Source organism: Amycolatopsis sp. NPDC051061, assembly GCF_040682935.1.
GTDB lineage: Bacteria > Actinomycetota > Actinomycetes > Mycobacteriales > Pseudonocardiaceae > Amycolatopsis.
In genome coordinates this window covers 248,873-273,269 of sequence record NZ_JBFBBZ010000008.1, presented here as the reverse complement: position 1 = coordinate 273,269, position 24,397 = coordinate 248,873, and the positions used below count along the sequence as shown (strand labels likewise).

The following is a 24,397-nucleotide window of genomic DNA, read 5'->3' as shown; positions in this document are numbered from 1 at the left end:
AAGCGGGCATGGTCAACAACGGCTCCGTTCGGTCACGGTCGTCCCGCGATCGGGCGACGACCGGACGATGATCATGATCATCAATTCTTACGCTTTTCCTTGTGGACAAGGAAATGTGCACGGGAACAGCGCGGAGTGGAGGCTTCACTTCCGGGTGAGCGACGCCACCCGGGACGGTTCTTGGGAGCGTTTCCGCAGGCCGGAGCGGGTTGCCTGGCGTCACCTCCGGGGGTAATAAGTGCGTGTCGGTTGCACGGCGTTGAACCCGGTGGCGTTTACTGGGGCCGTGGTAAGAGACGGCTGGCCAGCGCTTGCAGGAGCAAGCGCACCGAAAAGCCGTCGGCCGCGAAAGCGGAGACCTGAGAGGAAAGGACTACTACGTTGGCTCTGCCTACGTTGACTCCGGAGCAGCGCGCCGATGCACTCGCCAAGGCGGCCGAGGCTCGCAAGGCGCGTTCGGAGCTGCTCGCGTCGATCAAGTCCGGCAAGGAGAGCATCGAAAAGGTGCTCAAGCAGGCCAAGGAGAACAAGACGATCGGGAAGACGAAGGTCACCCAGCTGCTGAAGGCCGTCCCCGGCCTCGGCGCGGTGAAGGTCGCCGCCCTGCTCGAGCAGGCCGGCATCGACCCGGACCGGCGCGCCGCCGGCCTGGGCGAGCGCCAGCGCGAGGCGCTCATCGACGCGCTCAAGTAGCTCGTCACCTGGAGCTCCCGCGAGGGGAGTGTCGCTCGTGACACTCCTCTCGCGGATCTCCCGAAGCCTGGGACGCTGGGGAGGTGAGCTCTGCATCCTCTGGGGCCGAGCCCCAGACCCCAGCCGGGGGGCAAGCCCCCCTGGACCCCCCCAAAGCGGTCAGTCCGGCGACCCCGGCCCACGACCTCGCCGCCCGCTACCAGCGTGGCGACTTCCTGTTCACGACGGCCGAGCGCGCACTCCTCGCGCAGGGCACCATCCGGACCGTCACCGAGACGGACCCCCGCCGGCTCGCCTCGGCGATCCCCGGGGTCCTGGCCGAGACCGGTGCCCCGCTGGCCGTCGGCGTGCTCCCGTTCGACACCGGGCCCGACACGAAGGTGCCGGGCCACCTCGTCGTGCCCCGGACCGTCCACCGCTCCGAGGGCGCGCCTTCGCTGCCGCGTGAGGTCCTGCCGGCGCCCGTGCGGGTGCGTGCGGTGCCGTCCCCCGCGCAGCACATGGCGGCCGTCTCGGCCGCGGTCGAGGCGCTGGCTTCGCGTGACCTCCGGAAAGCCGTCCTGGCCCGGGCCCTCGACCTCGAGTTCGCCGCGCCGGTGTCCGCGGAGAGCGTCGTCCGCAACCTGGCGGTCGGGAACCCCCGGCACTTCACGTACGCGGCCGAGCTGCCCGGCGGGCGCTCGCTGGTCGGCGCCACGCCCGAGCTGCTGCTGCGCCGTACCGGCCGCACGGTCTTCTCATCGCCGCACGCGGGCTCCATGCCGCGTTCGGCCGACCCGGCGACCGACCGCGCCAACGGCGAGGCCCTGCGGACGTCGCGCAAGGACCAGCTGGAGCACGCGGTGGTGATCGACTACCTCGTCGAGGCGCTGCGGCCGTTCTGCCGGACGCTCGAGGTCCCGGCGGAGCCGGAGCTGGTCACGACGCCGGCGATCTGGCACCTGCGCACCCCGATCACGGGCGAGCTGGCCGACCCGGACGTGACGGCCCTCGATCTGGCGGCGGCGTTGCACCCGACCCCGGCGGTCTGCGGCACCCCGACCGACGGCGCGCGCGAGCTGGTCCAGGAGCTGGAGCCGTTCGACCGCGACTACTACGCGGGAGCGGTCGGCTGGGTGGACGCTTCGGGCGACGGCGAGTGGGCGGTGGCGATCCGCTGCGCCGAGATCGCGTCGACGTCGATGCGGCTGTACGCGGGCGGCGGGATCGTCCCGGCTTCGGACCCGCAGGCGGAGCTGGACGAGACGACGGCGAAGTTCCGGACGCTGCTGAGCGCGATGGGCCTGGAGGATCTCCCGGTCTGACCGGCCGCCCGGGCCGGCCGTCAGGGGACCCAGAGTTCCTCGGTCACCGACAGCTCGTCGGTGGTCAGGACCGCGATGGCCGCGCGGTAGCCGTCGGCGGCCTTGAGATCCACCAGGCGGGTCGTCGCCGGGTCCAGCGCCGGGTCGCCCGACGAGACCAACCGGGCAGGCTCGTCGTAGCGGGAGAACGTGATGCTCTTCAGCGGGATCCGCAGGCCCTTGCCCGTGGCCTTCATCACGGCTTCCTTGCGCGTCCAGTAGACGAAGAACGCCGCGGCCTTCTCCGCGTCGGTCAGGCCGGTCAGGTGCGCCGTCTCGGCCGGGCTCAGGGCGTACTCGATCAGACCGTCGTCCGCCTTGCGGCCGGCCGTTTCGACGTCCAGGCCCACCGGGACCGACGGCGTCGCCGCGACGCCGATCAGCTCGCCCGAGTGCGAGATCGACAGCGTCAGGTCCGCGCCCGGGATCCGCGGCCGCCCGTGCTGCTTTCCGCAGTCTTCGCAGGTCGCGTCGAACTTCACGGCCTCGACCGCCAGCCCCAGCCGCTCCGCCGCCACCGTCTTGGCCAGCACGCGGCCGGTGAGGAAGCGGCGCTTGTCCGCGTCCTGCCGGTACGCCTCGAAGCGGCCTTGCTCGACGTCGTCCAGCAGGCGCAGGAAACGGTCTTCGGCGGGCAGCGGGGACGACCAGCGGACCACGATCTCCATCACCCCTCCGATCCTTCCGGGCGCCGGAGCGGTTGTCACGATTTCGGGGAGAGGTCTGGGGTTATCAGGCTCTCAGGAGGTACCCTCGTACTAAGCAAGCGCTTAGCCAGTGACAGTGTTCTCTGGGGCCGAGCCCCAGACCCCGGCCGGGGGGAGCCCCCTGGGCCCCCAAAAGCGTTTCGGAGGAGCAGCTCGGATGGATTTCTCACTCAGCACCGAAGAACGTGAAGTGCGCGACTGGGTCCGCACGTTCGTCCAGCGGGAGCTGATCCCGCTCGAGCAGGAAGTCCTCCGGCGCGAGCGCGCCCACCAGCCGGGGCTGACCGGCGAGGAGCTGAAGGACCTCCAGCTGAAGGCGAAGGAGTCCGGCTTCTGGGGCGTCTTCACGCCGGAGGAGTACGGCGGCATGGGCCTGTCCGCCGTGATGGCCGCGCTGCTCGAGGCCGAGCTCGGCCGCACCTTCGTGCCGTTCCGCTTCGGCGGCGCCGCGGACAACATCCTGTTCCACGCCAACGAGGAGCAGAAGCAGACCTACCTGCTGCCGACCATCTCGGGCGAGCGCAAGTCGTGCTTCGCGATCACCGAGCCGGGCGCCGGGTCGGACGCCAAGGCCATCCGGACCACCGCCCGCAAGGACGGCACCGACTGGATCATCAACGGCGAGAAGACCTTCATCACCGGGGGCAACGAAGCCGACTTCACGATGGTCTTCGCGATCACCGACCCGGAGAAGGGCGCGAACGGCGGCGTCACGTGCTTCCTCGTCGACCGCGAGGCCGGCTGGAAGTCCGAGTACATCGACACCATGGGCGAGTGGGGCCCGGCTTCGCTGATCTTCCAGGACGTCCGCGTCCCCGAGACGCAGATCCTCGGCGAGGAAGGCCGCGGCTTCGAACTCGCCATGCAGTGGATCGGCCAGGGGCGCTACCTCCTGCCGGCGCGCGCGATCGGTTCGTGCGAGCGGCTGATCTCGATGGCCATCGAGCACGCCAACACCCGCGAGACGTTCGGGCAGAAGATCGCGGAACGGCAGGCCATCCAGTGGATGATCGCCGACTCCGGTGTCGAGCTCGAGGCGTTGCGCTGGCTCGTGCTCAACGCCGCCTGGCAGGTCGACCAAGGCGTCGACTCGCGGCACGCGCAGTCGATGGCGAAGCTGTACGGCGGCCAGAAGGCCAACGAAATCGTCGACCGCGTCCTGCAGATCCACGGCGGCATGGGTTACACGCGGGAGCTGCCGGTCGAGCGCTGGTACCGCGAGTTGCGGCTGCTGCGCATCTACGAAGGCACCGACGAGATCCAGCGCCGCACCATCGCGCGCAACCTGCTCAAGGGGCACGTGAAGGTCGGCGGCGTGCTCGGCTGAGGTCCCCGGAACGCGAACGAGGCCACCTCCCGGACGTCCGGGAGGTGGCCTCGGCAGTGCCAGGGGTTACTTCTTGTTGCGGATGGCGATCGGCACGCCGGCCAGGTCCTCTTCGTTGCACAAGAGCTTCACGTCGTAGTACGGCGAACCCTGGCGGTCGTCGTAGTCGAGGTGGATGGCCAGGACGTCGAGCGGCTCGCCGAGCCACTCCTGTGCCTGCCGTAGCCACTTCGAGCACCGCTCCAGGGCGGTGGGGAGATCGTCATCACGGAACTCGACGGGGCGATAGGGGACATCCTGCACCTGATCGCGGGGGTGTGCCGGCGTCGGGAGGCCCGGCGCGAGACCCGAGTCGTCCAGTTCCAGTTGGATCGTTTCCTCAGTCACCCTTCGAGCGTCCCCCACGCACGCCGTCTGGGCAAGGCGTACACAGGTAAAAGCGCCGCTAAACGGACATGCCCCACTCTTTCGCGACGATTTCCCGGCAGCGTCGCAAGTCGGCTACGCCCGGCGAAGACGTGCAGCCCAGGGCCCTCGACGCCAGCTCCGCGTAGTGCTCGGCGAGCTCGTCCAGCGCCAGCGGCCCCCGCGGGGAATACCACCGGGCCACGCCACTGCACATCTCCAGCAGCGCGAGCCGGGTCACCGCCGCGTGTTCGGTGTGGAACACCCCGGCCGCGACACCTTCTTCGATCGCCGCCGCCCACAGGTGTTCGTACGCGTCCCGCAACGCCACCACCGGCTCGCGCGCGGCCGGGGACAGCACGTCGACTTCGTTGTCCACCACGCGGGTTTCCGCCGGGCCGACCGCGTGCGCGAGCACGTGCAGCGCGACCAGCGTGCGCAGCCGGTGCACCGGATCCGCGCTGCCGGCGGTCGCTTCGCGGGCCGCGTCCAGCAGGCGGTTCAGCGCCGTGTGCATGATCTCGGCGAGCAGATCCTCCTTGGTGCCCATGTAGTGGTACAGGCTCGCCGAGGAAAGTTCCGCCTCCTGCGCCAGATCCCGGATGCCCGTGCCGTGGAACCCCTTGGTGGCGAACAGTTTCACGGCCGCCGCGCGGACCCGCTCCCGGCTGGTCACAGCCATGCCTCCGCCTTCGCGTCCCACGACCCGGCGCGCGGGTCGGCCACCTTGCGCAGCTCGCCCTTGGCGACGCGCTCCGAGGGGGTCATCGGCAGCTCTTCGGCGAACGCCCAGAAGCGGGGAACCTTGAAGTAGGCCAGCTTTTCCGAGCAGAACTCCGCCAGGGAGGCCGGCTCCGGACGTTCGCCGTCGCACACGACGTACGCCTTGATCTCTTCGCCGCGCAGTTCGTCGGGCACCGCGACGACGGCCGCCAGCCGCACCGACGGGTGCAGCTGCAGCGCGCGTTCGACCTCGTCGGCCGAGACGTTCTCGCCGCTGCGGCGGATCATGTCCTTCGTGCGCCCGATGTAGTGGACGCGGCCGGCGTCGTCCATCCGCGCGAGGTCGCCGGTGTGGAACCAGCCGTTCCGGAACGCCTTCGCCGTCGCCTCCGGATCGTCGTGGTAGCCGTGCATCAGCCCGATCCCGCGGATCAGCAGCTCACCGGTTTCCCCGCGCGGCAACGGCTTCCCGTCTTCGCCGGCGATCATCGCTTCGCGGTCGCGGCTGGGGCGCCCGATGCAGCCGGTGCCGACGGTCTCGTCGTGGTCGGCCGCCGTCATCCGGATGTCGCCGCCGGTCTCGGTCATCCCGAACGCCTCGTACCACGGCACGCCCCAGCGCGCCTCCAGTTCGGCGTGCAGCTCGTGCGGGATCGCGGACGCGCAGATCGCGCGGACGCGGTGGTCGCGGTCGGCGTCCGACGGCTCCTGCCGCAGCAGCAGCGTCGGCATCAGGCCGAGGCAGTAGAACCAGGTGACGCCGTGCTCGCGGACCTTCGCCCAGAACGTGCTGGGGTGGAAGCGGTCCAGCACGACGAGGGTGGCGCCGGCGGCGAGTCCCAATGCGACGTTCCACTGTGGATCGATGTAGTGGAACGGCTGCGCGGTCAGCAGCACGTCGTCCTCGCCGACAGCGGGGAAGTCGGTGGCGAGGCTGACGGCCAGGGTCGTCCAGTACCGGTTCGGCAGGACGCAACCCTTGGGCGCACCCGTGGTGCCGGACGTGTACTGGACGTTGACCGGCAGTTCGGGCACCGGGACGAACTCCGGCGGTTCGGCGTCGGTGCGGAGCCGGTCCGGGGTGATGACCTCGGTCAGGCCGATCCGGCCGAGGAGGTCGGTGAACTCCGGTGCGGCGACGGCCAGTTTCGCGCCGGAGTGACGGAGGACGTGGGCGCCGTCGAACTCCTGGTAGTTCGTGTTGACCGGTACCAGCTGCGCGCCGATCCTGGCCAGCGCCAGCCAGATCAGCGGGAACGCGGGCACGTTGCGCAGCATCACTGCGACCCGGTCGCCGGGGCCGATGCCGCGTTCGCTGAGCGCGGCGGCGAGCCGGCAGCTCTCCCGGTCGACCTCGGCAAAGGTCAAGCGCTGGTCGCCTTCGTCGAACACCCAGGCCGTGCGCTCGGGCCAGAGCCGCGCGGCTCGCGTGACGAGCTGGGCGAGCGTGCCGACCTCGGCGAGCGGCGTCACGTCCGGCTCCGGAAAGCCTCTGTGGACGCGGCGACCGCGGCCGAGGTTTCGGTGATGAGGGCGTGGCTGACCTCGAGTTCGAGAGCGGGCTCGAGGTCCGTGGTCGCGTCGAGGACGCGCTTCGCCATCGCGGCGGCCGCCGGCGGGTGCCCGGCGATCCGCTTCGCCCAGCTGAGCGCCTCCGCCTGGAGCTGGTCCGCGGGCACGGCGGCGTTGACCATGCCCAGCTCCGCGGCCTTCCGGCCGTCGAAGCGCTCGCCGAGCAGCAGGAGCTCCTTCGCCTTGAGCGGGCCGACGAGCAGCGGCAGCAGTCGCGACGCCGCGCCGGTGACGCTCAGGCCGAGCGAGACCTCGGGGAACGCGAAGACGGCGTCCTCGGCGGCCAGGATCAGGTCGCAGCCGAGCGCGAACTCCGCTCCGGCGCCGATCGCGTAGCCGTGCACCGCGGCGATCACCGGCTGGCGCAGCGCGCGCAGCCGCCGCGTGACGTCCTGGAGCCGGTCGAGCCGCGCCCGTGAATCACCCGCGGGGGTGGGTTCCTTGAGGTCGTGGCCGGCGCAGAAGGCGCGGCCGGTGCCGGACAGCACGACGACGCGGGCGTCGCTGCGCGCGGCGGCGTCGAGGGCGGTGAGGAAGTCGTCGACCAGGACGGCGGCGACCGCGTTCAGCCGCTCGGGCCGGTTCAGCCGGATCTGCGCGATGCCGTCGTCGACGGCGAACTCCACGGTGGGCATGCGGCCGATGCTAGACGTTCGATCGATCGATCGATAGCCTTTGAACGGTGCAGCGGCGCGAAGCGCCTCCGTTGAGGGTGGCGGCGGGGAGGAAGGCGGAGGTATGCGGGTCGATGCGGTCTACGAGAACGCCACGGTGTGGACGGGCGCGGGCGTCACCAGCGCACTCGCCGTGCTGCACGGCCGGGTCGTCGCACTCGGAGACGACGCTCGTGAGCTGTCCGCGCGTTCGCGGGTCGACCTGGCGGGCGGGTTCGTCGTGCCCGGTTTCCACGACGCGCACAACCACATGGCGTGGTTCGGGATGGGCCTCGACGACGTCGCGCTGGGCGGCTGCCGCAGCGTCGAGGAGGTCTACGACGCCGTCGCCGCCCGGGCCGCGACGCTGCCGGCCGGGAGCTGGGTCATCGGGAGCGGGTACGACCAGAACAAGCTCGTGGGCGGCCACCCGGACCGGCACGGGCTCGACCGGGCCGCGCCGGGGATGCTGGTGCGGCTCAAGCACACGTCCGGGCACATGACCGTGGTCAACTCGGCGGTGCTCGACCAGCTGGACCTGGCGCACGTGCCGGTGGGCGGCGACGTCGTGCTCGCTCCGGACGGCGCACCGACGGGGTTGCTGCGCGAGCAGGCCCAGCTGCTGCTGCGGCCGCTGACGTACCCGACGCCGGTTTCGCGCGTGGTGCGCGGGCTCGACCGGGCGTCCGAGCAGTACCTGGCGGAGGGCATCACCAGCGTCCAGGAGGCCGGGATCGGCGGCGGGCTGGTCGGCGAAACGCCCGCGGAGCTGGCCGCCTACCAGGAAGCACGCGATTCCGGGGTGCTGCGCGTCCGGAGCACGGTGATGGTCGCCGCGAGTGTGCTGCACGACCTCCCCGACGGCGCCGGGTTCGGCCTCGACCTGGGCCTGCGCACCGGCCTGGGCGACGAGTGGCTGCGCGTCGGCCCGATGAAGCTGTTCGCCGACGGCTCGCTGGTCGGGCGAACGTGCGCGATGCACGAGCCCTTCGACGGCGAGCCGGACAACGTCGGCTACTTCCAGGTGCCCGAGGACGAGCTGGCCCGCACGATCCGCCGCGCGCACGACGCCGGCTGGCAGATCGCGACGCACGCGATCGGCGACCGCGCTATCACCGTCGTGCTCGACGCGTACGAAGCCGCGCTGGCCGCTTCGCCACGTACAGACCACCGGCATCGCATCGAGCACTGCGCGGTGCTTCAGCCCGCGGAGCTGTCTCGGCTCGCTTCGCTGGGGTTGCTCGCTTCGCCGCAGGGACGCTTCGTCAACGAACTCGGCGACGGCATGCGCGCCGCTCTCGGCGAGTCTCGCGTCCCGTGGTGCTACCGGCTGCGAAGCGTCCTCGACGCGGGTTGCGTGCTTCCCGCGTCTTCGGACCGCCCGGTCGTGAACGGCGCTCCGCTGCTTGCCCTGGCCGACATGGTGCGCCGGCGTACGGCGTCCGGCGCGCCCTTCGGGGTCGAAGAGGCGCTGACGCCGGAGGAGGCGTTGCGCGCGTACACGTACGGATCGGCGTACGCGATCTTCGCCGAGCAGGACCTGGGCACGCTCGAGCCCGGGAAGCTCGCCGACTTCGCCGTGTTGTCCGGGTCGCCGCTCGAGGAGTCCGCATTGGACGACCTCGGCGTGCAAGGCACCGCCGTCGGCGGCGAACTGCGTTATCAAGCCTGATGACTCACCTCCCCACGAATTCGAGTGCTTCTTCCGCCAGCTCGGCCCAGGGTCGCGTCGACCCTGTGTCCAGCGCCAGCCACTCCTTCATCGGCGTGCCCTTGTTCGCGTCGAAGCGCACTCCGTGCCTTTCTTCGACCAGCTCGTCCACCCGGCTCTTGGGCAGCTTCAGCACCAGCTGCCCGCGGACGAACATCGCGAAGATCCGCCCGTTCACACGCAGCGCTGTGCGCCCGAAGCCGCCGGTCGCCCCGGGTGGCGTGATGCCCGGACGTCCGGTGAACTCGTCGACCAGGTCCTCGAACTTGTCTTCCGGTGACATCGACCACCTCCGACCCCGACCGTAACGACCACCACCGACAGAAACGGGAGGCGAGATGCCCGTCCGCGACGCCGTCTTCGAGGACATCGAAGAGATCTGCGCGCTCATCGAAGAGCACGCCGTCTACGAGGACAACCACGACCTCAAGCTCGACCGCGCCGAGATGAGCGGCCACCTCTTCGGGCCGGACCCGAAGGCGTGGGTGCTGATCGCGACCCCGCCCGGCGAGCCCGGGACCGTCGCCGGCTTCGCGTTCTGCAGCTGGAACTTCTCCACCTGGGAAGCCCGGCCCGGAATCTGGCTGGACGACCTGTTCGTCCGGCCCGCGCACCGCCGCCACGGCCTCGGCGGCGAGCTGCTCGACGAGCTGCGCACCCGCACCACCGGCCGCGTCGAGTGGGACATGCAGGCGGGCAACGAGAAGGGCGAGGCGTTCTACGCCCAGCTCGGCGCGGAACCGGTCCCCGGCTGGGTCCGCTACCGCTGGCGGCCGTGAACTTTCACGAGAAAGAACCCGGCCCCGTATCGTGTGCGGCATGGGAGATGGTTCGGTCCGGAGGTCCTCGTCGGTCGAGGACTACGTCCGGGTGATCTACGGCCTGGTCGAACGGGGTGAGGCGGTCACGAACACCTCGCTCGCCGGCCGGCTGGAGGTCAGCCCGTCCTCGGCGTCGGGGATGGTCACGAAGCTGTCCCAGCTCGGGCTGGTCACCCACGTGCCCTACCGCGGGATCGAGCTCACCGCCGACGGGCGGCTCCTGGCGCGCTCGGTGCTGCGGCGGCACCGGCTGATCGAGACGTACCTGGTGTCCGAACTCGGCTACACGTGGGATGAGGTCCACGCGGAAGCGGACGCGCTGGAGCACGCGGTGTCGGACCGGCTGGTCGAGCGCATCGCGGCCAAGCTCGGCAACCCGGTCCGCGACCCCCACGGCGACCCGATCCCGGCCGCCGACGGCAGCGTCGAGGAGCTCTCGGTCCGCATCCTGGACGACCTCGAGCCGGGCGCGGTGGGCGAGATCGTGCGGGTGTGGGACACGGACCCGGAGCTGCTGCGGTACTTGACGGAGCACGCGATCAACCTGGGCGAACGCATCGAGGTCGTCGAGCGGCAGCCGTTCGGGGGACCGATGGTGGTGAAGGTGGGCTCACCGCCGGACGCGGCCACGCACGCCATCGGCAAGGAGATCGCGCAGGCGTTGTCGGTCACCCTGCGCTGAGCCCAAGCGCCCCAAGGCCACATTGGTTGCGTTCAACGCACCGAAGGCCCCTTGGGTGCGTCTGACGCACCGAAGGCCACATTGGGGCGCTCTGACGTCGGAACGCGTACGCGCGAGTGACGTCCTGAAGCGGATGTGGGGACACCCCCGCCACCCCGACCATGGCCGTATGAACCCCTTCCGCTTCGGCGTCGTCGCCGGTCATGCGCCCGATCTCGTCTCGTGGACCGCCCAGGCCGCACGGGTCGAGGAACTCGGCTTCGACGCCCTGCTCGCCACCGATCCCGTCGGCCGGGCCGATCCCTTCGTCCTGCTCGGGGCCGCCGCCGCGGTCACCCTGGACCTCACGGTCGGCACCTTCGTGCTCGCCGATCCCTTCCGCGACGCGAAGGCCCTCGACTGGCAGGTCCAGACCCTGCACCAGCAGACCGGCGGCCGGTTCGAGCTCGGGCTCGGCGTCGGGCGGCCCGGGGCGAAGGCGCACGCCGAAAACCTCGGCCGGGAGTTCGGCGGACCGGGTGAGCGCATCACACGGATGGCGGAGACGATCGCCCACCTCAAGCGAGCGGGCGACCGTCCGCGGCTGGTGCTCGCCGGCGGGGGGCCGAAAATGCTGGCGCTCGCCGCGCAAGAAGCCGACACCGTCACTTTCACTTGGGCGCCGAAGACCACCGAAGCCGAAGCCGAGTCCATTGTGGATCGATTCCGTAAGCTTGCTGACGAACGGCTGCCGGACATCGAGCTCGGGCTGAACCTCATGGCCGTCGGTGACGAGCCGTCGCCGGGGATCGCGCGGTGGGCCGGGGTCGACGTCCCCGAACTCGCTGCCGCCCAAGCCGTCACCGTGCTGCCCGCTGATCCAGGTCAAGCGGCGGAAAGGCTTCTCCGCTGGCGGGAGCGGTGGGGGATTTCCTACGTCACGATCAACTCGGGCTACGCGGAACCTTTCGCCGCGATCGCCGAAAAGGCGCGCACGGCGTGACTCGCAGGTGGGTGAGAACCCTTCCGATCTTGCGAAGCTGGGCCTACGCTCCAATTTTCCGCATTCGGGAGTGCTTCGGAGCGTTGTGATGACCGGTCAGCGAACTCGCACCATCGACCGGGGGGAACAGGCGGAGCTGGGCCAGCTGCTCTCCGCCGGGCCGTTCGACGTGGCCCTGCGGGCGGCGATCCGGGCCCGCGGGCTCGGCCTCGACCGCATCCGCTATCGCTTGCGCGGCAGGGGAACCACGGTCAGCCTGGCCACCCTCAGCCACTGGCAGTCCGGGCGGTGCCGGCCCGAGCGGCCGGAGTCGTTGGAGGCGTTGCGGAATCTCGAGGACATCCTGAACGTGCCGGACGGCGCGCTCAGCAGGCTCCTCGGCCCGCCACGGAACAGGGCACGTTTTCACGCGCAGGCGCCGCCGCTCAACTGAGCGCCTCCAACGGAAATCCGCTCAGTTGAGCACGTAGGCTCGGGTCATGCGAGCTGTGGTCATGGAGGAGTTCAGCGTCCCGCCGGTCGTGCGGGACGTGCCGGAGCCGGTGGCGCCGCCCGGCGGCGCGGTGATCGAGGTCGACGCCACCGGCGTCTGCCGCAGCGACTGGCACACGTGGCAGGGCCACGACACCGCGGTGACGCTGCCGCACGTCGCGGGGCACGAGCTGGCCGGCCGCCTCGTCGCGCTCGGCGAAGGCGTGCGCGGGTGGGAGCTCGGCGCGCGCGTCACCGTGCCGTTCGTCTGCGCCTGCGGCACGTGCCCCCAGTGCGCCCGCGGCGACCAGCAGATCTGCGACCGCGAGTTCCAGCCCGGCGCCACCCACTGGGGCTCGTTCGCCGAACGCGTGGCCATCGAGCACGCCGAGACGAACCTCGTCGCGCTGCCGGACTCGCTCGGCGCCGCCGAAGCCGCCGCGCTGGGCTGCCGCTTCGGGACGGCGTTCCGCGCGGTGCTGCGGCAGGGGCGCGTCACCGCGGGACAGTGGGTTTCGGTCTACGGCTGCGGCGGCGTCGGGATCTCCGCGGTGCTGCTGGCCGTCGCGGCGGGCGCGAAGGTCGTCGCCGTCGACGTCTCGCCGGCCGCGCTCCAGCTGGCCGCGAGGTCCGGCGCCGCTCTCACCGTCGATTCGTCGGAGTTCGACGGCCCGGAGGCGGTCGCCGCGCACGTGCGCGAGCTGACCGGCGGCGGCACGCACGTCTCGCTCGACTGCCTCGGCGCGCCGTCGACCTGCGCGGCGTCGGTGGGGAGCCTCCGCAAACGCGGCCGGCACGTCCAGGCCGGGCTGATGCCGCCCGCGCAGGGGATCGCGCCGATCCCGATGCACCGGGTCATCGGCGGCGAGCTGGAGCTCGTCGGGATCCACGGGCTGCAGGCCCACGAGTACCCGGAGCTGCTGCGTGTCGTCGAGACGGCGGGGATCGACCTCGCCGCGCTGATCGGACGCCGGATCGGTCTCGACGACGTCCCGGCCGCGCTGGCCGCGATGAACGACCCCGTGCCGGCGCAAGCGGGCGTCACCGTCGTGACGTTTCGTGACTGATCCACGTCGGCGAGGTCAAGTGACCCGTTCGTAGCTGATCCACGCTGGCTTTGTGACATTCCGGTGTGGGAACGTCTAGTCATGGTGGCCCAAAGCGAGGGGATTCGGCCGCAGGAGCGCCCCGTTGGTCCGATCGGGCGTCTCCTGCGGCTGTACACCAGCGCGGGCGTGACGTTCCGCGGTCACCGTGTCGTGCCTTCGACGATCACCGAACGTGTCCGGCGGGAGTCTCCGGCACAATCGAGGTGATGGACGCCCTCCTCCCGCGCCCGCGCGCCGAACTCGCGCCCGGCGCCGTCCACGTGCCCGACTGGCTCGGCTTCGACGAACAGCGCGAGCTCGTCGCGGCCTGCCGCGGCTTCGCCGGCTACCGCCACACCCGGCTGCCGAACGGCGGCGTCATGTCGGTCAAGTCCGTCTGCCTCGGCTGGCACTGGTACCCGTACGGCTATGCGCGCACGACCGGCGAGGGGACGCCGGTGCTGCCGTTCCCGGACTGGCTCGCCGACCTCGGCCGCCGCGCGCTGGCGGACGCCCACGGCGAACCGGCCGAGGACTACGCGCCGGACGTCGCGCTGGTCAACTTCTACGACGCGACGGCGAAGATGGGGCTGCACCAGGACAAGGACGAGCGCAGTCTGGCGCCGGTGGTGTCCTTCAGCCTCGGCGACGCGTGCGTGTTCCGCTTCGGCAACACCGAGACCCGCGGCCGGCCGTACACGGACGTCGAGCTCCGCTCGGGCGACGTGTTCGTGTTCGGCGGCCCGTCCCGGCTCGCCTACCACGGCGTGCCGAAGACGTTGCCGGGCACGGCCGACCCGGCGCTCGGCCTGACCGGACGGCTGAACATCACGCTGCGGGTGTCCGGTCTTTAGTCCGCTGTGGACTCCTCTTCCGGTGAACACTCACGACGCGGGACGGAAGCTCAGTGTCTGGCCGGGACGCAGCTGGGCCGCCAGGTCGAGGTCCTCCTCCTCGACGACGGCGATCACCGGGTAGCCGCCCGTCGTCGGGGAGTCCGCGTGGAACAGGATCGGCCGGCCCGACGGCGGCACCTGCAGCGACCCCGGCACGCACGCCTCCGACGGCAGTTCGTCGTGGCGGGTGCGCGAAAGCGGCGGACCGACGAGACGGATGCCGACCCGGTCCGAGTCCGGCGAAACCGTGTACACAGTGGACAACAGCCGATCCGGCGAGGCGAACCAGTCGCGACGCGGTCCCGGCGTGACGCGCAGGACCGGCGCCGCGGGCAAAGCCGCGCGCGGCGCCAGGTCGGCCACCGGGAAAGCGCCGGGGGTGCCCACCGGCAGCAGCATCCCGGCCGCGAGCGGTGGCGGGCCCAGCTTCCCGAGCGTGTCGGTGGACCACGAACCGAGCACCGGCGGCACGTCGATCCCGCCGCGCACCGCGACGTAGCAGCGCAAGCCGGCGGATGCCGTGCCCAGCGCGAGTTCGTCGCCCGGCCACAGCGTCATCGGCGCGTTCATGCCGCCCGGCGACACCGGGCACAGCGCACCGGTCACCGCCACCGTCGTGACGGCCGAAGCGCGCAGCACCAGGCCGCCCAGCGTCACCTCCAACGCCGCGGCGCCGGCCGGATTCCCGACGAGCCGGTTGGCCAGCCGGAACGACGCGCGGTCGGCGGCGCCGGACCGGCCGACGCCGAGCGCCGCGTGCCCGGGCCGGCCGAGGTCCTGCACCGTGCACCCGAACCCCGGCCGCACGACTTCGAGCTTCACGGAACCTCCCGGAACCGCACTCGTGTGCCCGGCGGCAGCAGGTTCGGCGGATCACGTTCGACGTCCCACACCGGCACGTCCGTCCGGCCGAGCAGCCGCCAGCCGCCGGGCGACGCGCTCGGGTAGACCGCGCTGTACTCGCCGGCGATCGCCACCGACCCCGCCGGGATGCGCGTCCGGGGCGAAGACCGGCGCGAGACGTGCAGCGCGGAGTCCAAACCGGACAGATAAGCGAACCCGGGCGCGAACCCGCAGAACGCCGAGACGTACGAACCTGCGCTGTGCCGAGCCACGACCGCCTCGACCGGCAACCCGGCGTCGGAAGCGACCTCGGCCAGGTCCTCGCCGTCGTACACCACCGGGATCACCACCTCGGCCGACGCGGACACCGTACTGTCCACAGGGGACACTGCACGCAGCGCCGAACCCAGGCGGTCCGCGTCCGTCACCGCCGGGTCGAAGCGGACCAGCAGCGTCCGCGCCGCCGGGACCAGCTCCTCGACGCCGGCCAGTCCCAACGACGTCACGGCGGCCTGGAAACCCAGCACGTCATCGATCTCCACCAGCACCGCGCGCCGCCCGCACGGCAGCAGCCGGACGGTCATCCGGTGAACGCCCCCAGCTGCACGCCCGCCTCGGCCAGGGCCGCCTCGATCCGCTTGGCCAGCTCCACCGCGCCCGGCGTGTCCCCGTGCACGCACAGGGAATCCGGCCGCAGTTCGAGCTTGGTGCCGTCCGCCGTGACGACGCCGCCGGTGGCCATGCCGACCGCGCGCTTGGCCACCAGGTCGGCGTCGTGCAGCACCGCGCCCGCTTTCTTGCGCGACACGAGCTTGCCGTCGGGCGTGTAGGCCCGGTCGGCGAACGCCTCGGCGTACGCCACCACGCCCACTTTTTCCGCCTGCCGCTGCATTTCCGAGTCCGGCAGGCAGAGCAGCGCGAGCGCGGGGTCGTACCGGCGCAGGCCGTCGACGATCGCCGCGGCCTGCTCGACGTCCACCGCCGCGGTGTTGTACAACGCGCCGTGCGGCTTCACGTACGTCACGCGGCTGCCCGCCGCGCGGGCGAACGCGTCCAGCGCGCCGATCTGGTAGAGCACCTCGTCCGCCAGGTCGTCCGGCGCGATGTCGAGCGCGCGCCGGCCGAACCCGGCCAGGTCGTGGTAGCCGACGTGCGCGCCGATCGCGACGCCGCGCTCGGCCGCCATGCCGCACACCCGCCGCATCACCGACGGGTCGCCGGCGTGGAAGCCACACGCGACGTTCGCGCTGGTCACGATGTCGAGCATGGCTTCGTCGTCGCCCATCTTCCAGGCGCCGAAGCCCTCGCCGAGATCGCTGTTCAGATCCATTTCAGTCCACCCGGTATTCGCTGTCGTGGCGGTCGGTGATGAACATGTACCCCGGCGCGTGGGTGATCGCAAAGGGGGGCCGCGACGCCATCAGCGCCGCCTGCGGCGTGACCCCGCAGGCCCAGAACACCGGGACGTCACCCGGCTCCGCGTCCACGGGATCCCCGAAGTCCGGCCGGGAAAGGTCCTCGATCCCCAACGCACGCGGGTCGCCGACGTGCACGGGAGCGCCGTGCACGGCCGGCATCGCGCGGGTGATCCGGATGGCGTCGTCGACGCGGTCCTCCGGGATCTGCCGCATCGACACGACCATCGGCCCGAACAGCCGCCCGGCGGGTTCGCACGGCCGGTTCGTCACGTACATCGCGACGTTGCGGCCTTGGTCGACGTGCCGCAGCGGGACGCCCTCGGCGGCCAGCGCCGTCTCGAACGTGAAGCTGCAGCCGATGGAGAAGGCGACCATGTCGCTGCGCCACAGGCCGGTCGCGTCGGACACCTCGCCGGCCAGCACGCCGTTCTGCCAGATCCGGTAGCGCGGCAGGTCGGTGCGCAGGTCCGCGCCGTCGGCGAGCCGGGTTTCCGGGTCGCCGGGGTCGGTGACGTCGAGCAGCGGGCACGGCTGCGGGTTGCGGGTGCAGAACAGCAGGACGTCGTAGGCCCAGTCCTCGGGCACGGCGATCAGGTTGGTCTGGGTGAAGCCGTTGGACCAGCCCGTGGTGGGGCGGGCCGTGCCGCGGCGGAACGCCTCGCGCGCTTGCGCGGGGGTGAACGTCGCGGGTTCGTCAAAGGTCGTCATGAGTTCCCCCTCAGTCGACGAGTTCGATGCCCCGGGTTTCCGGAAGTCCCAGCAGCGCCAGTACGGCGATGCCGTAGCCGAGCGCGCCGAACACGATCGCGCCGCCCGCGCCCAGGAAGCCCACGACGGTCGGGAAGATCGCGCCGACCGCGCGGCCGAAGTTGTAGGTGAAGCCTTGCCCGGTCCCGCGCAGCGACGTCGGGTACAGCTCGGCGAGGTACGCCCCGAAACCGCTGAAGATCGCGGACATCGAGAAGCCGAGCGGAAAACCGAGCACCAGCACGAGCCCGTTGGCGCCCTTGGGGATCTGCGTGTACGCGACGATCAGCGCGGCCGACAGCAGCGCGAACGTCAGGAACGTTTTCTTGCGGCCCATCAGGTCCGTGAGGTAGCCGCCGCAGACGTACCCGACGAAGGCGCCGGTGATGAGGAACGCGAGGTAGCCGCCGGTGCCGATCACGGTCAGTTCGCGCGTCTTCTTCAGGTAGGACGGCAGCCACGTCGAGATCGTGTAGTACCCGCCCTGGACGCCGGTGGCGAGCAGCGCGGCGAAGAGTGTCGTGCGCAGCAGGCCGGGCTTGAAGATCTTGCGGAGCGTGCCCTTCGTGCGTTCGGCCTTCAGGCGTTCCTCGGCGCGCGGGGCGTCCTTGACGCTCTTGCGGACCCAGAGCACGAACAGCGCCGGGATGACGCCGGTCCAGAACATGATGCGCCAGGCCAGGTCGGGGCTCGCCAGGCTGAACACGACGGTGTAGACGATCACCGAGAGGCCCCAGCCGACCGCCCAGGCGCTCTGGACGAACGCCACGGTCCGGCCGCGGTAGCGGGCCTGCGAGTACTCCGCGACCAGCGCCGCGCCGGCGGCCCACTCACCACCGAAGCCCAGGCCCTGCAGGGCGCGGAAGATCAGCAGCGTCTCGAAGTTCGGCGCGAACCCGCAGAGCACGGTGAAGATCGTGTACATCGCGATGGTGATCTGGAGCGTGCGGACGCGGCCGATCCGGTCGGCCAGCATGCCGGCCCCGACCCCGCCGATGGCCGAAACGACCAGCGTCGTCGTGCCGAGCAAGCCGGCTTCGCCGCTCGATATGCCGAAGTACGCGGTGATCGCGGCCAGGCCGAGCGGCAGGGTCTGGTAGTCGAACGAGTCCAGGCCGTAGCCGCCGAACGCACCGGCGAAGGCGCGTTGGCCGCGTTTGCCGAGCGTGCGGAACCAGTCGAACGGCCGAGCCTCGGTAGCAGTTGTCGCAGTCATGGGGCACCTCCTGGCCAGTGTCTCATCGTGGCGTGCCTCACACAGTAGGGATTGTTGAACAATTCCACAAGGCGGCAATTGGATCGTCCTCAGTGTGACGGGTACCATCCGTGACGTGGGCATCGAAGACAGCGACCTGCCGGGCCTTCCGGGCTTGGAGGCCGACCGCGGCCTGGTCAGCCGCAAGAGCACGGCCGAGCGAGTGGCCGGCGTCCTGCGCAAGCGCATCGCGGAGGGCTTCTTCCTCCCCGGCGGCCGGCTGTCGGAACAGGACATCGGCAACGCGCTCGGCGTCTCGCGCAACACGCTGCGGGAGGCTTTCCGGCTGCTCACGCACGAGCGGCTGCTGGCCCACGAGCTCAACCGCGGGGTGTTCGTCCGGATCCCGAGCGTCGAGGACGTCGTCGACATCTACCGCGTCCGCAAGATCATCGAGTGCGCCGCGGTCCGGGGGGTGACGGCGAAGCCCGCTTCCTTCCCGCGGATCAAGGAGAAGGTCGAGATCGGCGACGAGGCCGCGCGCACCGGCAACTGGAAGGACCTCGGCACCGCGAACGTGTGGTTCCACCAGGAGCTGGCCGCGCTGTCCGGTAGCGAGCGCGTCAACGAGCTGGTCGGGCGGTTGACCGCCGAGCTGCGGCTGGTGTTCCACATCATGGCCGAGCCGCGGCGCTTCCACGAGCGTTATCTGCCGCGCAACCACGAGATCCTGGACCGCGTCGAGGCCGGTGATGGGCCGGGTGCGGAACAGCTGCTGATGAAGTACCTCGAGGACGCCGAGGAACAGCTGGTCGAGGCGTATGCGGATCGCGCCGAGGCGGCTCGGGCGGCCGTCGCGGCTGACTAGCTACCCCCGGCGGCGCACCATCTCGGTGATCCAGACCGGCGCGAACGGCGACGTGCAGTTCGCCGGCGTCGGGTAGTCCTTGAGCACCCCGAGGCGTTCGCCGATTTCGATGGCTCGCGCGCGGTGTTCGACGTGTTCGATCCCGATCTGGGCCAGGCAGTGGTTCATCGCCCACTGCAGGCGGTCCGGGGCGTCCTTCATTTCCTTCTCGATGACGTCGAGCAGGCCGTCGAGGTCTTCGGGCTGCTTCGCCACGCGGTCGGTCGTCAACGCCCAGCCGGCGCTCGCAACGACCGGATCCGGGTCGGCGAACCACTTTCGGCGGAGTTCTTCGGCGTGCGGGCTCTTCTTGACCACGTAGCCGACGAGCCAGTCGTGCACCTTGGGCGTGCGCGTGGTCCGCAGCATGGCGTCCAGCTCGTCGCGCTCGAACGACTTCGGACGGCAGATCAGCGTCGCCAGGAGCTTCGCCGCCGTGTCGTCGGTGGCCCACAGCTCGCGCGCGAGGTCTTGCTGCGTCTTCAGCCGCTTCGCGATCGCGCGCAGTTTGCCGAGGTTCACGCCGTGGTCGTCGCCGTGCTTTTCGTTCACGGCGCGGGCCTTCGGGTCCTCGAGCGCGGCCAGCTCGGCCAGTACGTCGTCCACCGTCGGTTCGGACACGGCGGCCAGTCTAGGGTGCCCGATCGGGCACCCCTGGCGTCCGGATGCCCCAAAACCGATCTCGGCTGGATAACCTCTGAGCGGTTTCGCCGCCGGAGACCCCCAGCGGCAGGCGGAACCACCTCGCTGCCGGGCCGGGGCCTCCCCAGTGCCGCGGTCCGGCAGCCCAAACCCGCAAAGCCGTGAAGGCCACCTTCAGGAACTTGAAGTTCCTGAAGGTGGCCTTCACGGACTTTCGAAGGGGCCGGGGTCAGCCGGCGTAGCGGGCGAAGATCCTCGTGAAGTCCCACGCCTGCTGCGAGACGCCCGAACACGTGTCGTCGTTCGGGTACGCGCCCGGGCAGGGCCGGTCGCGGTTGGCCGACCAGAACGTCAACCGGGCCAGGTGGTGCTGGTTCGCGTAGGCCAGGATGGTGGTGAAGTCGTTCAGCGTGACCGTCTCGCTGTTGTCCGTGATGCCGTTCATCGACGAGATGCCCATGTGCCGGTAGGCCGTGTCGTCGTCGTAGCCGTAAGCCGACTTGACGACGTTCTTGAGGCCCTCGGCCGCGCGCTGCGTGAGCGTGCCCATGTTCTGGCCGGCGCCGCCGAAGTCGAACGGCATGATCACCCAGCCGTCGACCGTGAGCCCGGACTGCGCCGCGCGGTTCACCAGGCTGTTGTCCGGTCCCGACTGCCCGGTGCCGAACGTGACGTACAGCTTGATGCCCGCGTTGTTCGCCCGGACCGTCTTCAGCGCGTCGACCGTGCGCTGCTGCACGGTCGGGTTGCTGTAGGCGTCGGCCTCGATGTCGATGTCGATCGCCTTGAGGCTGTAGGCGTTGATCACTTTCTGGTACGCCGCCGCCAGCTCACCCGCGCTGCCGCACGACGACTCCAGCTTGTTGCCGGAGTAGCCGCCGAACGACGGGATGACGTCGCCGCCGCCCGCGCGCACCGCGTTGATCGTGTTCTGGTCGACGCCGCCGGTCAGCGCGCGGCCGCCGTCCCACTGCGGGTTGCAGTAGCCGTTGGACAGGACGAACGCCAGCGTGAACCACTTGACTCCGGTGGCGTTCTGGATCGTCTGCGGGCTCGGCGGGTTGCCCCAGCCGTTGTAGAGGTACGGCGCCACGGCCATCACGCCCGGCCCGGTCGGCGGCGGGGTGGTGCCGCCGGACGGGAGCGTCCACTGCTGGTTGGCGCTGGTGGCGCACGTCCAGATCTGCAGCCGGGTGCCGTTGGCACTCGCATTGCCGGTGGCGTCGAGGCACTTGCCCGAGCCGGTGTTGACCAGGTTCTTCGCCGCGTTGGCCGTCCACTTCTGGGCGGCGGAGCCGTTGCAGTCCCAGAGCTGGATCGTGGTGCCGTTGGCCGTGCCGGCGCTGGTGACGTCGAGGCACTTGCCCAGCGCCTGCAGGGATCCGTCGCTGCCGACCGTCCACTGTTGAGCGCCACTGCCGTTGCAGTCGTACAGCTGGATCGCGGTTCCGTTGGCACTGCTGGCCGCGTTGACGTCGACGCACTTGCCGCCGAGGCCGGTGATCGGCCCGGTCGCCGCCTGCGCGACACCCGGGGCGAGCACCAGCGCCGACGCCGCGATCAGGGCGCCCAGTGCTGCTCGTTTCCTCATGCGGGCACGTTCCACTTCTGGTTGGCGGCGCCGGTGCACGTCCAGATCTGCAGCCGGGTGCCGTTGGCGGACGAGTTGCCGGTCGCGTCGAGGCACTTGCTCGAAGCCGACCCGACGATGTCGCGTGCCGCGGTCGCCGCCCATCTCTGGTTCGCCGTGCTGCCGCAGTCCCAGAGTTGCAGCTGCGCACCGTCCGCCGTGGACTGTCCGGTGACGTCGAGGCACTTGCCCAGCGCGCGGATCGTGCCGTCGGTGCCGACCGTCCACTGCTGCGCGGTCGAGCCGTTGCAGTCATAGAGTTGCACGGCGGCACCGTTGGTGCTGCTGCCGTTCGCGACGTCCAGGCACTTGCCGCCGAGGCCGGTGATCGGGCCGGTCTTGCCGGTGCCGCCGCCGCTGCCCTGGTTGCCGGCCCAGGTGAACGTCGCCGACGTGTGGCCGGGCAGGGTGTAGGTGAACGAGGAGTTGCCCCAGTTCACGCGCACGCTCTGGTTGCCGGTGCTGGTGTTGTACGCGATCAGCGCCTTCGACCCGTCCGGGTTCTTCCACGCGACGTTGCGCACGGTCGAGTTGTCGTTCGAGTCGATCCGGTACGCGCCCGGCTTCACGAACTTCGTCAGGTGACCCATCGTGTAGTACTCGACGGTGTAATCGACCTGGCCGTTGCGCCCGTCTCCATTGTGGACCGTCACCAGCCCGGTGCACGTGTCACACCCGCCGTTGTGCGGGTTGTGCGCCTGGTCCATCGCCAGGCTCCACTTGGTGACCGTGCGGCTCCAGTTGCGCGTGTAGTCGACGATGTTCGTCATGTCCTCGGCCTGCTGGTTCGACACCCAGGTGCCGCCCGAGTGCTCGGTCGAGTACGCGTTGACGCTCGGGTACTGGTTGTGCACGGTCGTCTGCTGCGAGACGTTGCCGCCGTAACCGTGCCACGCCATGCCACCGAAGTTCGGGTGGCTTCGGATCGCGGCATCGTCCATCGTGGGCGCCGCGAAGGACTGGTACTGGTCCCAGTTCCAGTCGAGTGCGAGGACCTTTGTGGACAGTCCGGCGTTCTGCAGGGCGGGTAGCAGGTTGTTCTTGGCGAAGTACGCGAGGCCGGCGCCGTTCCAGTTGGTCGACGGGTAGCTCGCGCAGCACGTCGGCTCGTTCTGGATCGACAGGTAGTTGATCGGCACGCCGGCGGCCTGGTAGGCCTGGACGTACTTGACGAAGTACTGCGCGTAGGCCGGGTAGAACTGCGACTCGACCCAGCCGAGCAGGTAGCTGTCGTTGTCCTTCATCCACGGCGGCGCGCTCCACGGCGACGCCATGACCTTGATCTGCGGGTTGAGCTGCAGCGCCTGCTTGGTGAGCGGCAGGACGTCGGTCTGGTCGTGCGCGATGGAGAACTTCGTCAGGTTCGGGTCGGTCTGCCCGGCCGGCACGTCGTCGAACGTGTAGCTGTAGCGCGCGATGTCCGACGCGCCGATCGGGTTGCGCAGGAAGCTGATGCCGATGCCCGCGTTCGGGTCGAACAGCTTCTGCATGACCTGGTTGCGGGTGGTGGCGCTGAGCAGGTTGCTCGAGTTGAGCAGCCACGCGGCGGAGTCGGTGAACGACGCGCCGGCGCCTTCGAACTGCTGGTAGGTCGTGTTTTCGTTGACGTTGATGGTCTGGCCGCCGGTGCCGGTGCCCGCGGTGAAGCTGATCGGCGTCTGCTGCTGCAGGCCGCGGGTGACGTTGACGCCCTTGGCGTCGTCGGTCGTGGTGAGCCAGACGTTCACGGTCTCGCCCGCGGCCTGCGCGGGCACGGCGAAGGTGGCCGCGGCGAGCGCGGTCACGCCGAGCATGCTGAGCAGAGAGCGTTTTCTCATGGCAGCGTCCACTTCTGGTTCGCACCGGACCCGCAGGTCCAGATCTGGAGCCGGGTGCCGTTCGCGCTCGAGTTGCCGGTGGCGTCGAGGCACTTGGCGGAACCCGCGTTCACGAGGTTCTGCGATCCGTTGGCGGACCACTTCTGCGCGTTGGAACCGTTGCAGTCCCACAGCTGGACGGCGGTGCCGTTGGTCGTGCCCGCGCTGGTGACGTCGAGGCACTTGCCGAGCGCGCGGATCGTGCCGTCGGTACCGACCGTCCACTGTTGAGCGTTCGAACCGTTGCAGTCGTACAGCTGGACGGCGGCGCCGTTGGTGTTGCTGGCCGCATTGACGTCGACGCACTTGCCGCCGATGCCGGTGATCTGCCCGCCGCCACCGGTGGGCGGCGTGGTGGTGCCGCCGGCGAACTGCGTCGCGACCTGCTCGCCGAGGCTGGTGGCGTTGGCGTGGTTCTCGATCGGATTGACGTGCGTGTTCGGGAACACGATGTACGTCACCGGGCCCTCGGTGCCGCCGTTGGACGGGTCGGGGTTGATGCCGAGGTTGACGGCGGTGGCGTAGGACGCCTCTCCGATGATGCTCGTCGGGCCGGTGTCGCCGACCACGGCGTAGGTGACTTGGTTGTTGTAGATAACCGCCACGACTGAGCCACCGTCGATGCCGTAGTTGCGGTAGTCCCAGGTGGACGTCGGCTGCGGCAACACGATGTACGGCAGTTGTGCCGCGTTGAGCGGCTGGTCGGTCGAGGTGTGGAAGGCAGTGTCCGGGTAGAAGCAGCAGTCGGTCTGCTCGTTGCACTGCGACGTGCGGACGCCGTCGCAGTCGATGTCCATGTCGGCCTTGAAGAAGACCGCGCCGTTGGCCTGGCAGACGGGCACGGTCGCCGCGCCGCCTTCGTCGAAGGAGTACTTGCCGTTCGAGATCTGCTGGCAGGACGTCGTCTTCGCGAGCAGCTGGCTCGCGGACGGTCCTGCCTCGACGGCGGCTTGGGCGGAGCCGGTAGTCAGGAAAGAAAGCGCTAACAGGGCACACCCCATTAGCGCGACGATGAATCGCCGCACTTGAATTCTCCTTGTGGGGGAAGGGAATTATGGAGAAGTAGGCGAGCCGGGCGGGGCTCG

Annotated in this window: 26 protein-coding genes; 11 read left to right on the top strand and 15 right to left on the bottom strand. The window is 70.4% G+C overall.

Going from position 1 to position 24,397, the window contains the following annotated elements; translation table 11 throughout:
• Nucleotides 1–381 precede the first annotated feature (381 nt).
• Nucleotides 382–693, top strand: coding sequence for an integration host factor, actinobacterial type (mihF, locus tag AB0N03_RS13945; protein WP_026468624.1), 312 nt, complete (start codon nt 382–384; stop codon nt 691–693).
• 83 nt (nt 694–776) lie between these two features.
• The gene (locus AB0N03_RS13940; RefSeq protein ID WP_364370298.1) at nt 777–1,997 is read left to right on the top strand and encodes an isochorismate synthase; all 1,221 of its coding nucleotides are present in this window, start codon (nt 777–779) and stop codon (nt 1,995–1,997) included.
• 20 nt (nt 1,998–2,017) lie between these two features.
• On the opposite strand, the gene AB0N03_RS13935 is transcribed toward AB0N03_RS13940, so the two are convergent.
• Nucleotides 2,018–2,704 (bottom strand): 4'-phosphopantetheinyl transferase superfamily protein, encoded by a 687-nt coding sequence (locus tag AB0N03_RS13935; protein WP_364370295.1) that lies wholly within the window; start codon nt 2,702–2,704, stop codon nt 2,018–2,020.
• A gap of 196 nt (nt 2,705–2,900) precedes the next feature.
• Between AB0N03_RS13935 and AB0N03_RS13930 the strand changes: the two genes are divergently transcribed.
• A complete protein-coding gene (locus AB0N03_RS13930; RefSeq protein ID WP_086680388.1) occupies nt 2,901–4,070 on the top strand; it encodes an acyl-CoA dehydrogenase family protein in 1,170 nt (389 codons plus the stop codon).
• Nucleotides 4,071–4,136: 66 nt separating this feature from the next.
• Here the strand turns inward: AB0N03_RS13930 and AB0N03_RS13925 are convergent, their stop codons facing one another.
• From AB0N03_RS13925 to AB0N03_RS13910, 4 genes are read right to left on the bottom strand one after another with little or no spacing between them, the layout of a single operon-like run.
• The gene (locus AB0N03_RS13925) at nt 4,137–4,457 is read right to left on the bottom strand and encodes a hypothetical protein (RefSeq protein WP_155540761.1); all 321 of its coding nucleotides are present in this window, start codon (nt 4,455–4,457) and stop codon (nt 4,137–4,139) included.
• Nucleotides 4,458–4,515: 58 nt separating this feature from the next.
• Nucleotides 4,516–5,157 (bottom strand): TetR/AcrR family transcriptional regulator, encoded by a 642-nt coding sequence (locus AB0N03_RS13920; protein WP_364370291.1) that lies wholly within the window; start codon nt 5,155–5,157, stop codon nt 4,516–4,518.
• Nucleotides 5,148–6,671 carry an ATP-dependent acyl-CoA ligase gene (locus AB0N03_RS13915; RefSeq protein ID WP_364370289.1) on the bottom strand — a complete coding sequence of 508 codons (1,524 nt, stop codon included), beginning with the start codon at nt 6,669–6,671 and terminating at the stop codon, nt 5,148–5,150. The genes AB0N03_RS13920 and AB0N03_RS13915 overlap by 10 nt, the downstream gene beginning before the upstream one ends.
• Nucleotides 6,668–7,405, bottom strand: a complete 738-nt coding sequence (locus AB0N03_RS13910) for an enoyl-CoA hydratase/isomerase family protein (RefSeq protein WP_364370286.1) — start codon at nt 7,403–7,405, stop codon at nt 6,668–6,670. The genes AB0N03_RS13915 and AB0N03_RS13910 overlap by 4 nt, the downstream gene beginning before the upstream one ends.
• A 103-nt stretch (nt 7,406–7,508) precedes the next feature.
• Between AB0N03_RS13910 and AB0N03_RS13905 the strand changes: the two genes are divergently transcribed.
• Nucleotides 7,509–9,095 (top strand): amidohydrolase, encoded by a 1,587-nt coding sequence (locus tag AB0N03_RS13905; RefSeq protein WP_364370283.1) that lies wholly within the window; start codon nt 7,509–7,511, stop codon nt 9,093–9,095.
• Nucleotides 9,096–9,099: 4 nt separating this feature from the next.
• Here AB0N03_RS13905 and AB0N03_RS13900 read toward each other — a convergent pair whose 3' ends face one another.
• Nucleotides 9,100–9,417, bottom strand: a complete 318-nt coding sequence (locus tag AB0N03_RS13900) for a hypothetical protein (RefSeq protein ID WP_364370280.1) — start codon at nt 9,415–9,417, stop codon at nt 9,100–9,102.
• A 55-nt stretch (nt 9,418–9,472) separates the two neighbouring features.
• Between AB0N03_RS13900 and AB0N03_RS13895 the strand changes: the two genes are divergently transcribed.
• The 6 genes from AB0N03_RS13895 (at nt 9,473) to AB0N03_RS13870 (ending at nt 14,032) form a co-directional block, all read left to right on the top strand.
• Nucleotides 9,473–9,913, top strand: a complete 441-nt coding sequence (locus tag AB0N03_RS13895; protein ID WP_364370277.1) for a GNAT family N-acetyltransferase — start codon at nt 9,473–9,475, stop codon at nt 9,911–9,913.
• Between the two features lie 40 nt (nt 9,914–9,953).
• A complete protein-coding gene (locus AB0N03_RS13890) occupies nt 9,954–10,637 on the top strand; it encodes a metal-dependent transcriptional regulator (protein ID WP_155540766.1) in 684 nt (227 codons plus the stop codon).
• Nucleotides 10,638–10,806: 169 nt separating this feature from the next.
• Entirely contained in the window at nt 10,807–11,619 is an 813-nt protein-coding gene (locus tag AB0N03_RS13885; RefSeq protein ID WP_364370275.1) for an LLM class flavin-dependent oxidoreductase, read from the top strand.
• A gap of 88 nt (nt 11,620–11,707) precedes the next feature.
• The gene (locus tag AB0N03_RS13880; RefSeq protein WP_364370272.1) at nt 11,708–12,052 is read left to right on the top strand and encodes a transcriptional regulator; all 345 of its coding nucleotides are present in this window, start codon (nt 11,708–11,710) and stop codon (nt 12,050–12,052) included.
• Between the two features lie 46 nt (nt 12,053–12,098).
• On the top strand, nt 12,099–13,157 hold the full coding sequence (locus tag AB0N03_RS13875) for an alcohol dehydrogenase catalytic domain-containing protein (protein ID WP_364370269.1): 1,059 nt from the start codon (nt 12,099–12,101) through the stop codon (nt 13,155–13,157).
• Nucleotides 13,158–13,405: 248 nt separating this feature from the next.
• On the top strand, nt 13,406–14,032 hold the full coding sequence (locus AB0N03_RS13870; RefSeq protein WP_364370267.1) for an alpha-ketoglutarate-dependent dioxygenase AlkB: 627 nt from the start codon (nt 13,406–13,408) through the stop codon (nt 14,030–14,032).
• A gap of 30 nt (nt 14,033–14,062) precedes the next feature.
• Here the strand turns inward: AB0N03_RS13870 and AB0N03_RS13865 are convergent, their stop codons facing one another.
• From AB0N03_RS13865 to AB0N03_RS13845, 5 genes are read right to left on the bottom strand one after another with little or no spacing between them, the layout of a single operon-like run.
• Complete coding sequence (locus AB0N03_RS13865; protein WP_364370264.1) at nt 14,063–14,896, bottom strand: biotin-dependent carboxyltransferase family protein; 834 nt, start codon at nt 14,894–14,896, stop codon at nt 14,063–14,065.
• Complete coding sequence (locus tag AB0N03_RS13860) at nt 14,893–15,501, bottom strand: allophanate hydrolase subunit 1 (protein ID WP_364370261.1); 609 nt, start codon at nt 15,499–15,501, stop codon at nt 14,893–14,895. The genes AB0N03_RS13865 and AB0N03_RS13860 overlap by 4 nt, the downstream gene beginning before the upstream one ends.
• Nucleotides 15,498–16,247: a 5-oxoprolinase subunit PxpA gene (locus AB0N03_RS13855; protein ID WP_364370258.1), complete on the bottom strand. Its 750-nt coding sequence runs from the start codon at nt 16,245–16,247 to the stop codon at nt 15,498–15,500. Before AB0N03_RS13855 ends, AB0N03_RS13860 begins: the two co-directional genes overlap by 4 nt.
• Before the next feature lies 1 nt (nt 16,248).
• Nucleotides 16,249–17,043 carry a putative hydro-lyase gene (locus tag AB0N03_RS13850; RefSeq protein WP_364370255.1) on the bottom strand — a complete coding sequence of 265 codons (795 nt, stop codon included), beginning with the start codon at nt 17,041–17,043 and terminating at the stop codon, nt 16,249–16,251.
• A 10-nt stretch (nt 17,044–17,053) separates the two neighbouring features.
• Nucleotides 17,054–18,298, bottom strand: coding sequence for an MFS transporter (locus AB0N03_RS13845; protein WP_364370253.1), 1,245 nt, complete (start codon nt 18,296–18,298; stop codon nt 17,054–17,056).
• Nucleotides 18,299–18,413: 115 nt separating this feature from the next.
• Between AB0N03_RS13845 and AB0N03_RS13840 the strand changes: the two genes are divergently transcribed.
• Nucleotides 18,414–19,145, top strand: a complete 732-nt coding sequence (locus AB0N03_RS13840) for a GntR family transcriptional regulator (protein ID WP_364370250.1) — start codon at nt 18,414–18,416, stop codon at nt 19,143–19,145.
• Here the strand turns inward: AB0N03_RS13840 and AB0N03_RS13835 are convergent, their stop codons facing one another.
• From AB0N03_RS13835 to AB0N03_RS13820, 4 genes are all read right to left on the bottom strand, one after another.
• Nucleotides 19,146–19,805, bottom strand: a complete 660-nt coding sequence (locus AB0N03_RS13835; protein ID WP_364370247.1) for a DNA alkylation repair protein — start codon at nt 19,803–19,805, stop codon at nt 19,146–19,148.
• A gap of 250 nt (nt 19,806–20,055) precedes the next feature.
• On the bottom strand, nt 20,056–21,417 hold the full coding sequence (locus AB0N03_RS13830; RefSeq protein WP_364370244.1) for a ricin-type beta-trefoil lectin domain protein: 1,362 nt from the start codon (nt 21,415–21,417) through the stop codon (nt 20,056–20,058).
• The gene (locus tag AB0N03_RS13825; protein WP_364370242.1) at nt 21,414–23,273 is read right to left on the bottom strand and encodes a ricin-type beta-trefoil lectin domain protein; all 1,860 of its coding nucleotides are present in this window, start codon (nt 23,271–23,273) and stop codon (nt 21,414–21,416) included. Before AB0N03_RS13825 ends, AB0N03_RS13830 begins: the two co-directional genes overlap by 4 nt.
• The gene (locus tag AB0N03_RS13820; RefSeq protein ID WP_364370240.1) at nt 23,270–24,337 is read right to left on the bottom strand and encodes an RICIN domain-containing protein; all 1,068 of its coding nucleotides are present in this window, start codon (nt 24,335–24,337) and stop codon (nt 23,270–23,272) included. Before AB0N03_RS13820 ends, AB0N03_RS13825 begins: the two co-directional genes overlap by 4 nt.
• Between the last annotated feature and the right edge of the window lie 60 nt (nt 24,338–24,397).

Coding starts and splice junctions, on each gene's coding strand:
- AB0N03_RS13880 (WP_364370272.1), top strand. CDS start 11,708: ATGACCGGTCAGCGAACTCGCACCATCGACCGGGGGGAACAGGCGGAG.
- AB0N03_RS13890 (WP_155540766.1), top strand. CDS start 9,954: ATGGGAGATGGTTCGGTCCGGAGGTCCTCGTCGGTCGAGGACTACGTC.
- AB0N03_RS13875 (WP_364370269.1), top strand. CDS start 12,099: ATGCGAGCTGTGGTCATGGAGGAGTTCAGCGTCCCGCCGGTCGTGCGG.
- AB0N03_RS13900 (WP_364370280.1), bottom strand. CDS start 9,417: ATGTCACCGGAAGACAAGTTCGAGGACCTGGTCGACGAGTTCACCGGA.
- AB0N03_RS13870 (WP_364370267.1), top strand. CDS start 13,406: ATGGACGCCCTCCTCCCGCGCCCGCGCGCCGAACTCGCGCCCGGCGCC.
- AB0N03_RS13905 (WP_364370283.1), top strand. CDS start 7,509: ATGCGGGTCGATGCGGTCTACGAGAACGCCACGGTGTGGACGGGCGCG.
- AB0N03_RS13850 (WP_364370255.1), bottom strand. CDS start 17,043: ATGACGACCTTTGACGAACCCGCGACGTTCACCCCCGCGCAAGCGCGC.
- AB0N03_RS13920 (WP_364370291.1), bottom strand. CDS start 5,157: ATGGCTGTGACCAGCCGGGAGCGGGTCCGCGCGGCGGCCGTGAAACTG.
- AB0N03_RS13860 (WP_364370261.1), bottom strand. CDS start 15,501: ATGACCGTCCGGCTGCTGCCGTGCGGGCGGCGCGCGGTGCTGGTGGAG.
- AB0N03_RS13825 (WP_364370242.1), bottom strand. CDS start 23,273: ATGAGAAAACGCTCTCTGCTCAGCATGCTCGGCGTGACCGCGCTCGCC.
- AB0N03_RS13910 (WP_364370286.1), bottom strand. CDS start 7,405: ATGCCCACCGTGGAGTTCGCCGTCGACGACGGCATCGCGCAGATCCGG.
- AB0N03_RS13855 (WP_364370258.1), bottom strand. CDS start 16,247: ATGGATCTGAACAGCGATCTCGGCGAGGGCTTCGGCGCCTGGAAGATG.
- AB0N03_RS13830 (WP_364370244.1), bottom strand. CDS start 21,417: ATGAGGAAACGAGCAGCACTGGGCGCCCTGATCGCGGCGTCGGCGCTG.
- AB0N03_RS13845 (WP_364370253.1), bottom strand. CDS start 18,298: ATGACTGCGACAACTGCTACCGAGGCTCGGCCGTTCGACTGGTTCCGC.
- AB0N03_RS13930 (WP_086680388.1), top strand. CDS start 2,901: ATGGATTTCTCACTCAGCACCGAAGAACGTGAAGTGCGCGACTGGGTC.
- AB0N03_RS13885 (WP_364370275.1), top strand. CDS start 10,807: ATGAACCCCTTCCGCTTCGGCGTCGTCGCCGGTCATGCGCCCGATCTC.
- AB0N03_RS13895 (WP_364370277.1), top strand. CDS start 9,473: ATGCCCGTCCGCGACGCCGTCTTCGAGGACATCGAAGAGATCTGCGCG.
- AB0N03_RS13935 (WP_364370295.1), bottom strand. CDS start 2,704: ATGGAGATCGTGGTCCGCTGGTCGTCCCCGCTGCCCGCCGAAGACCGT.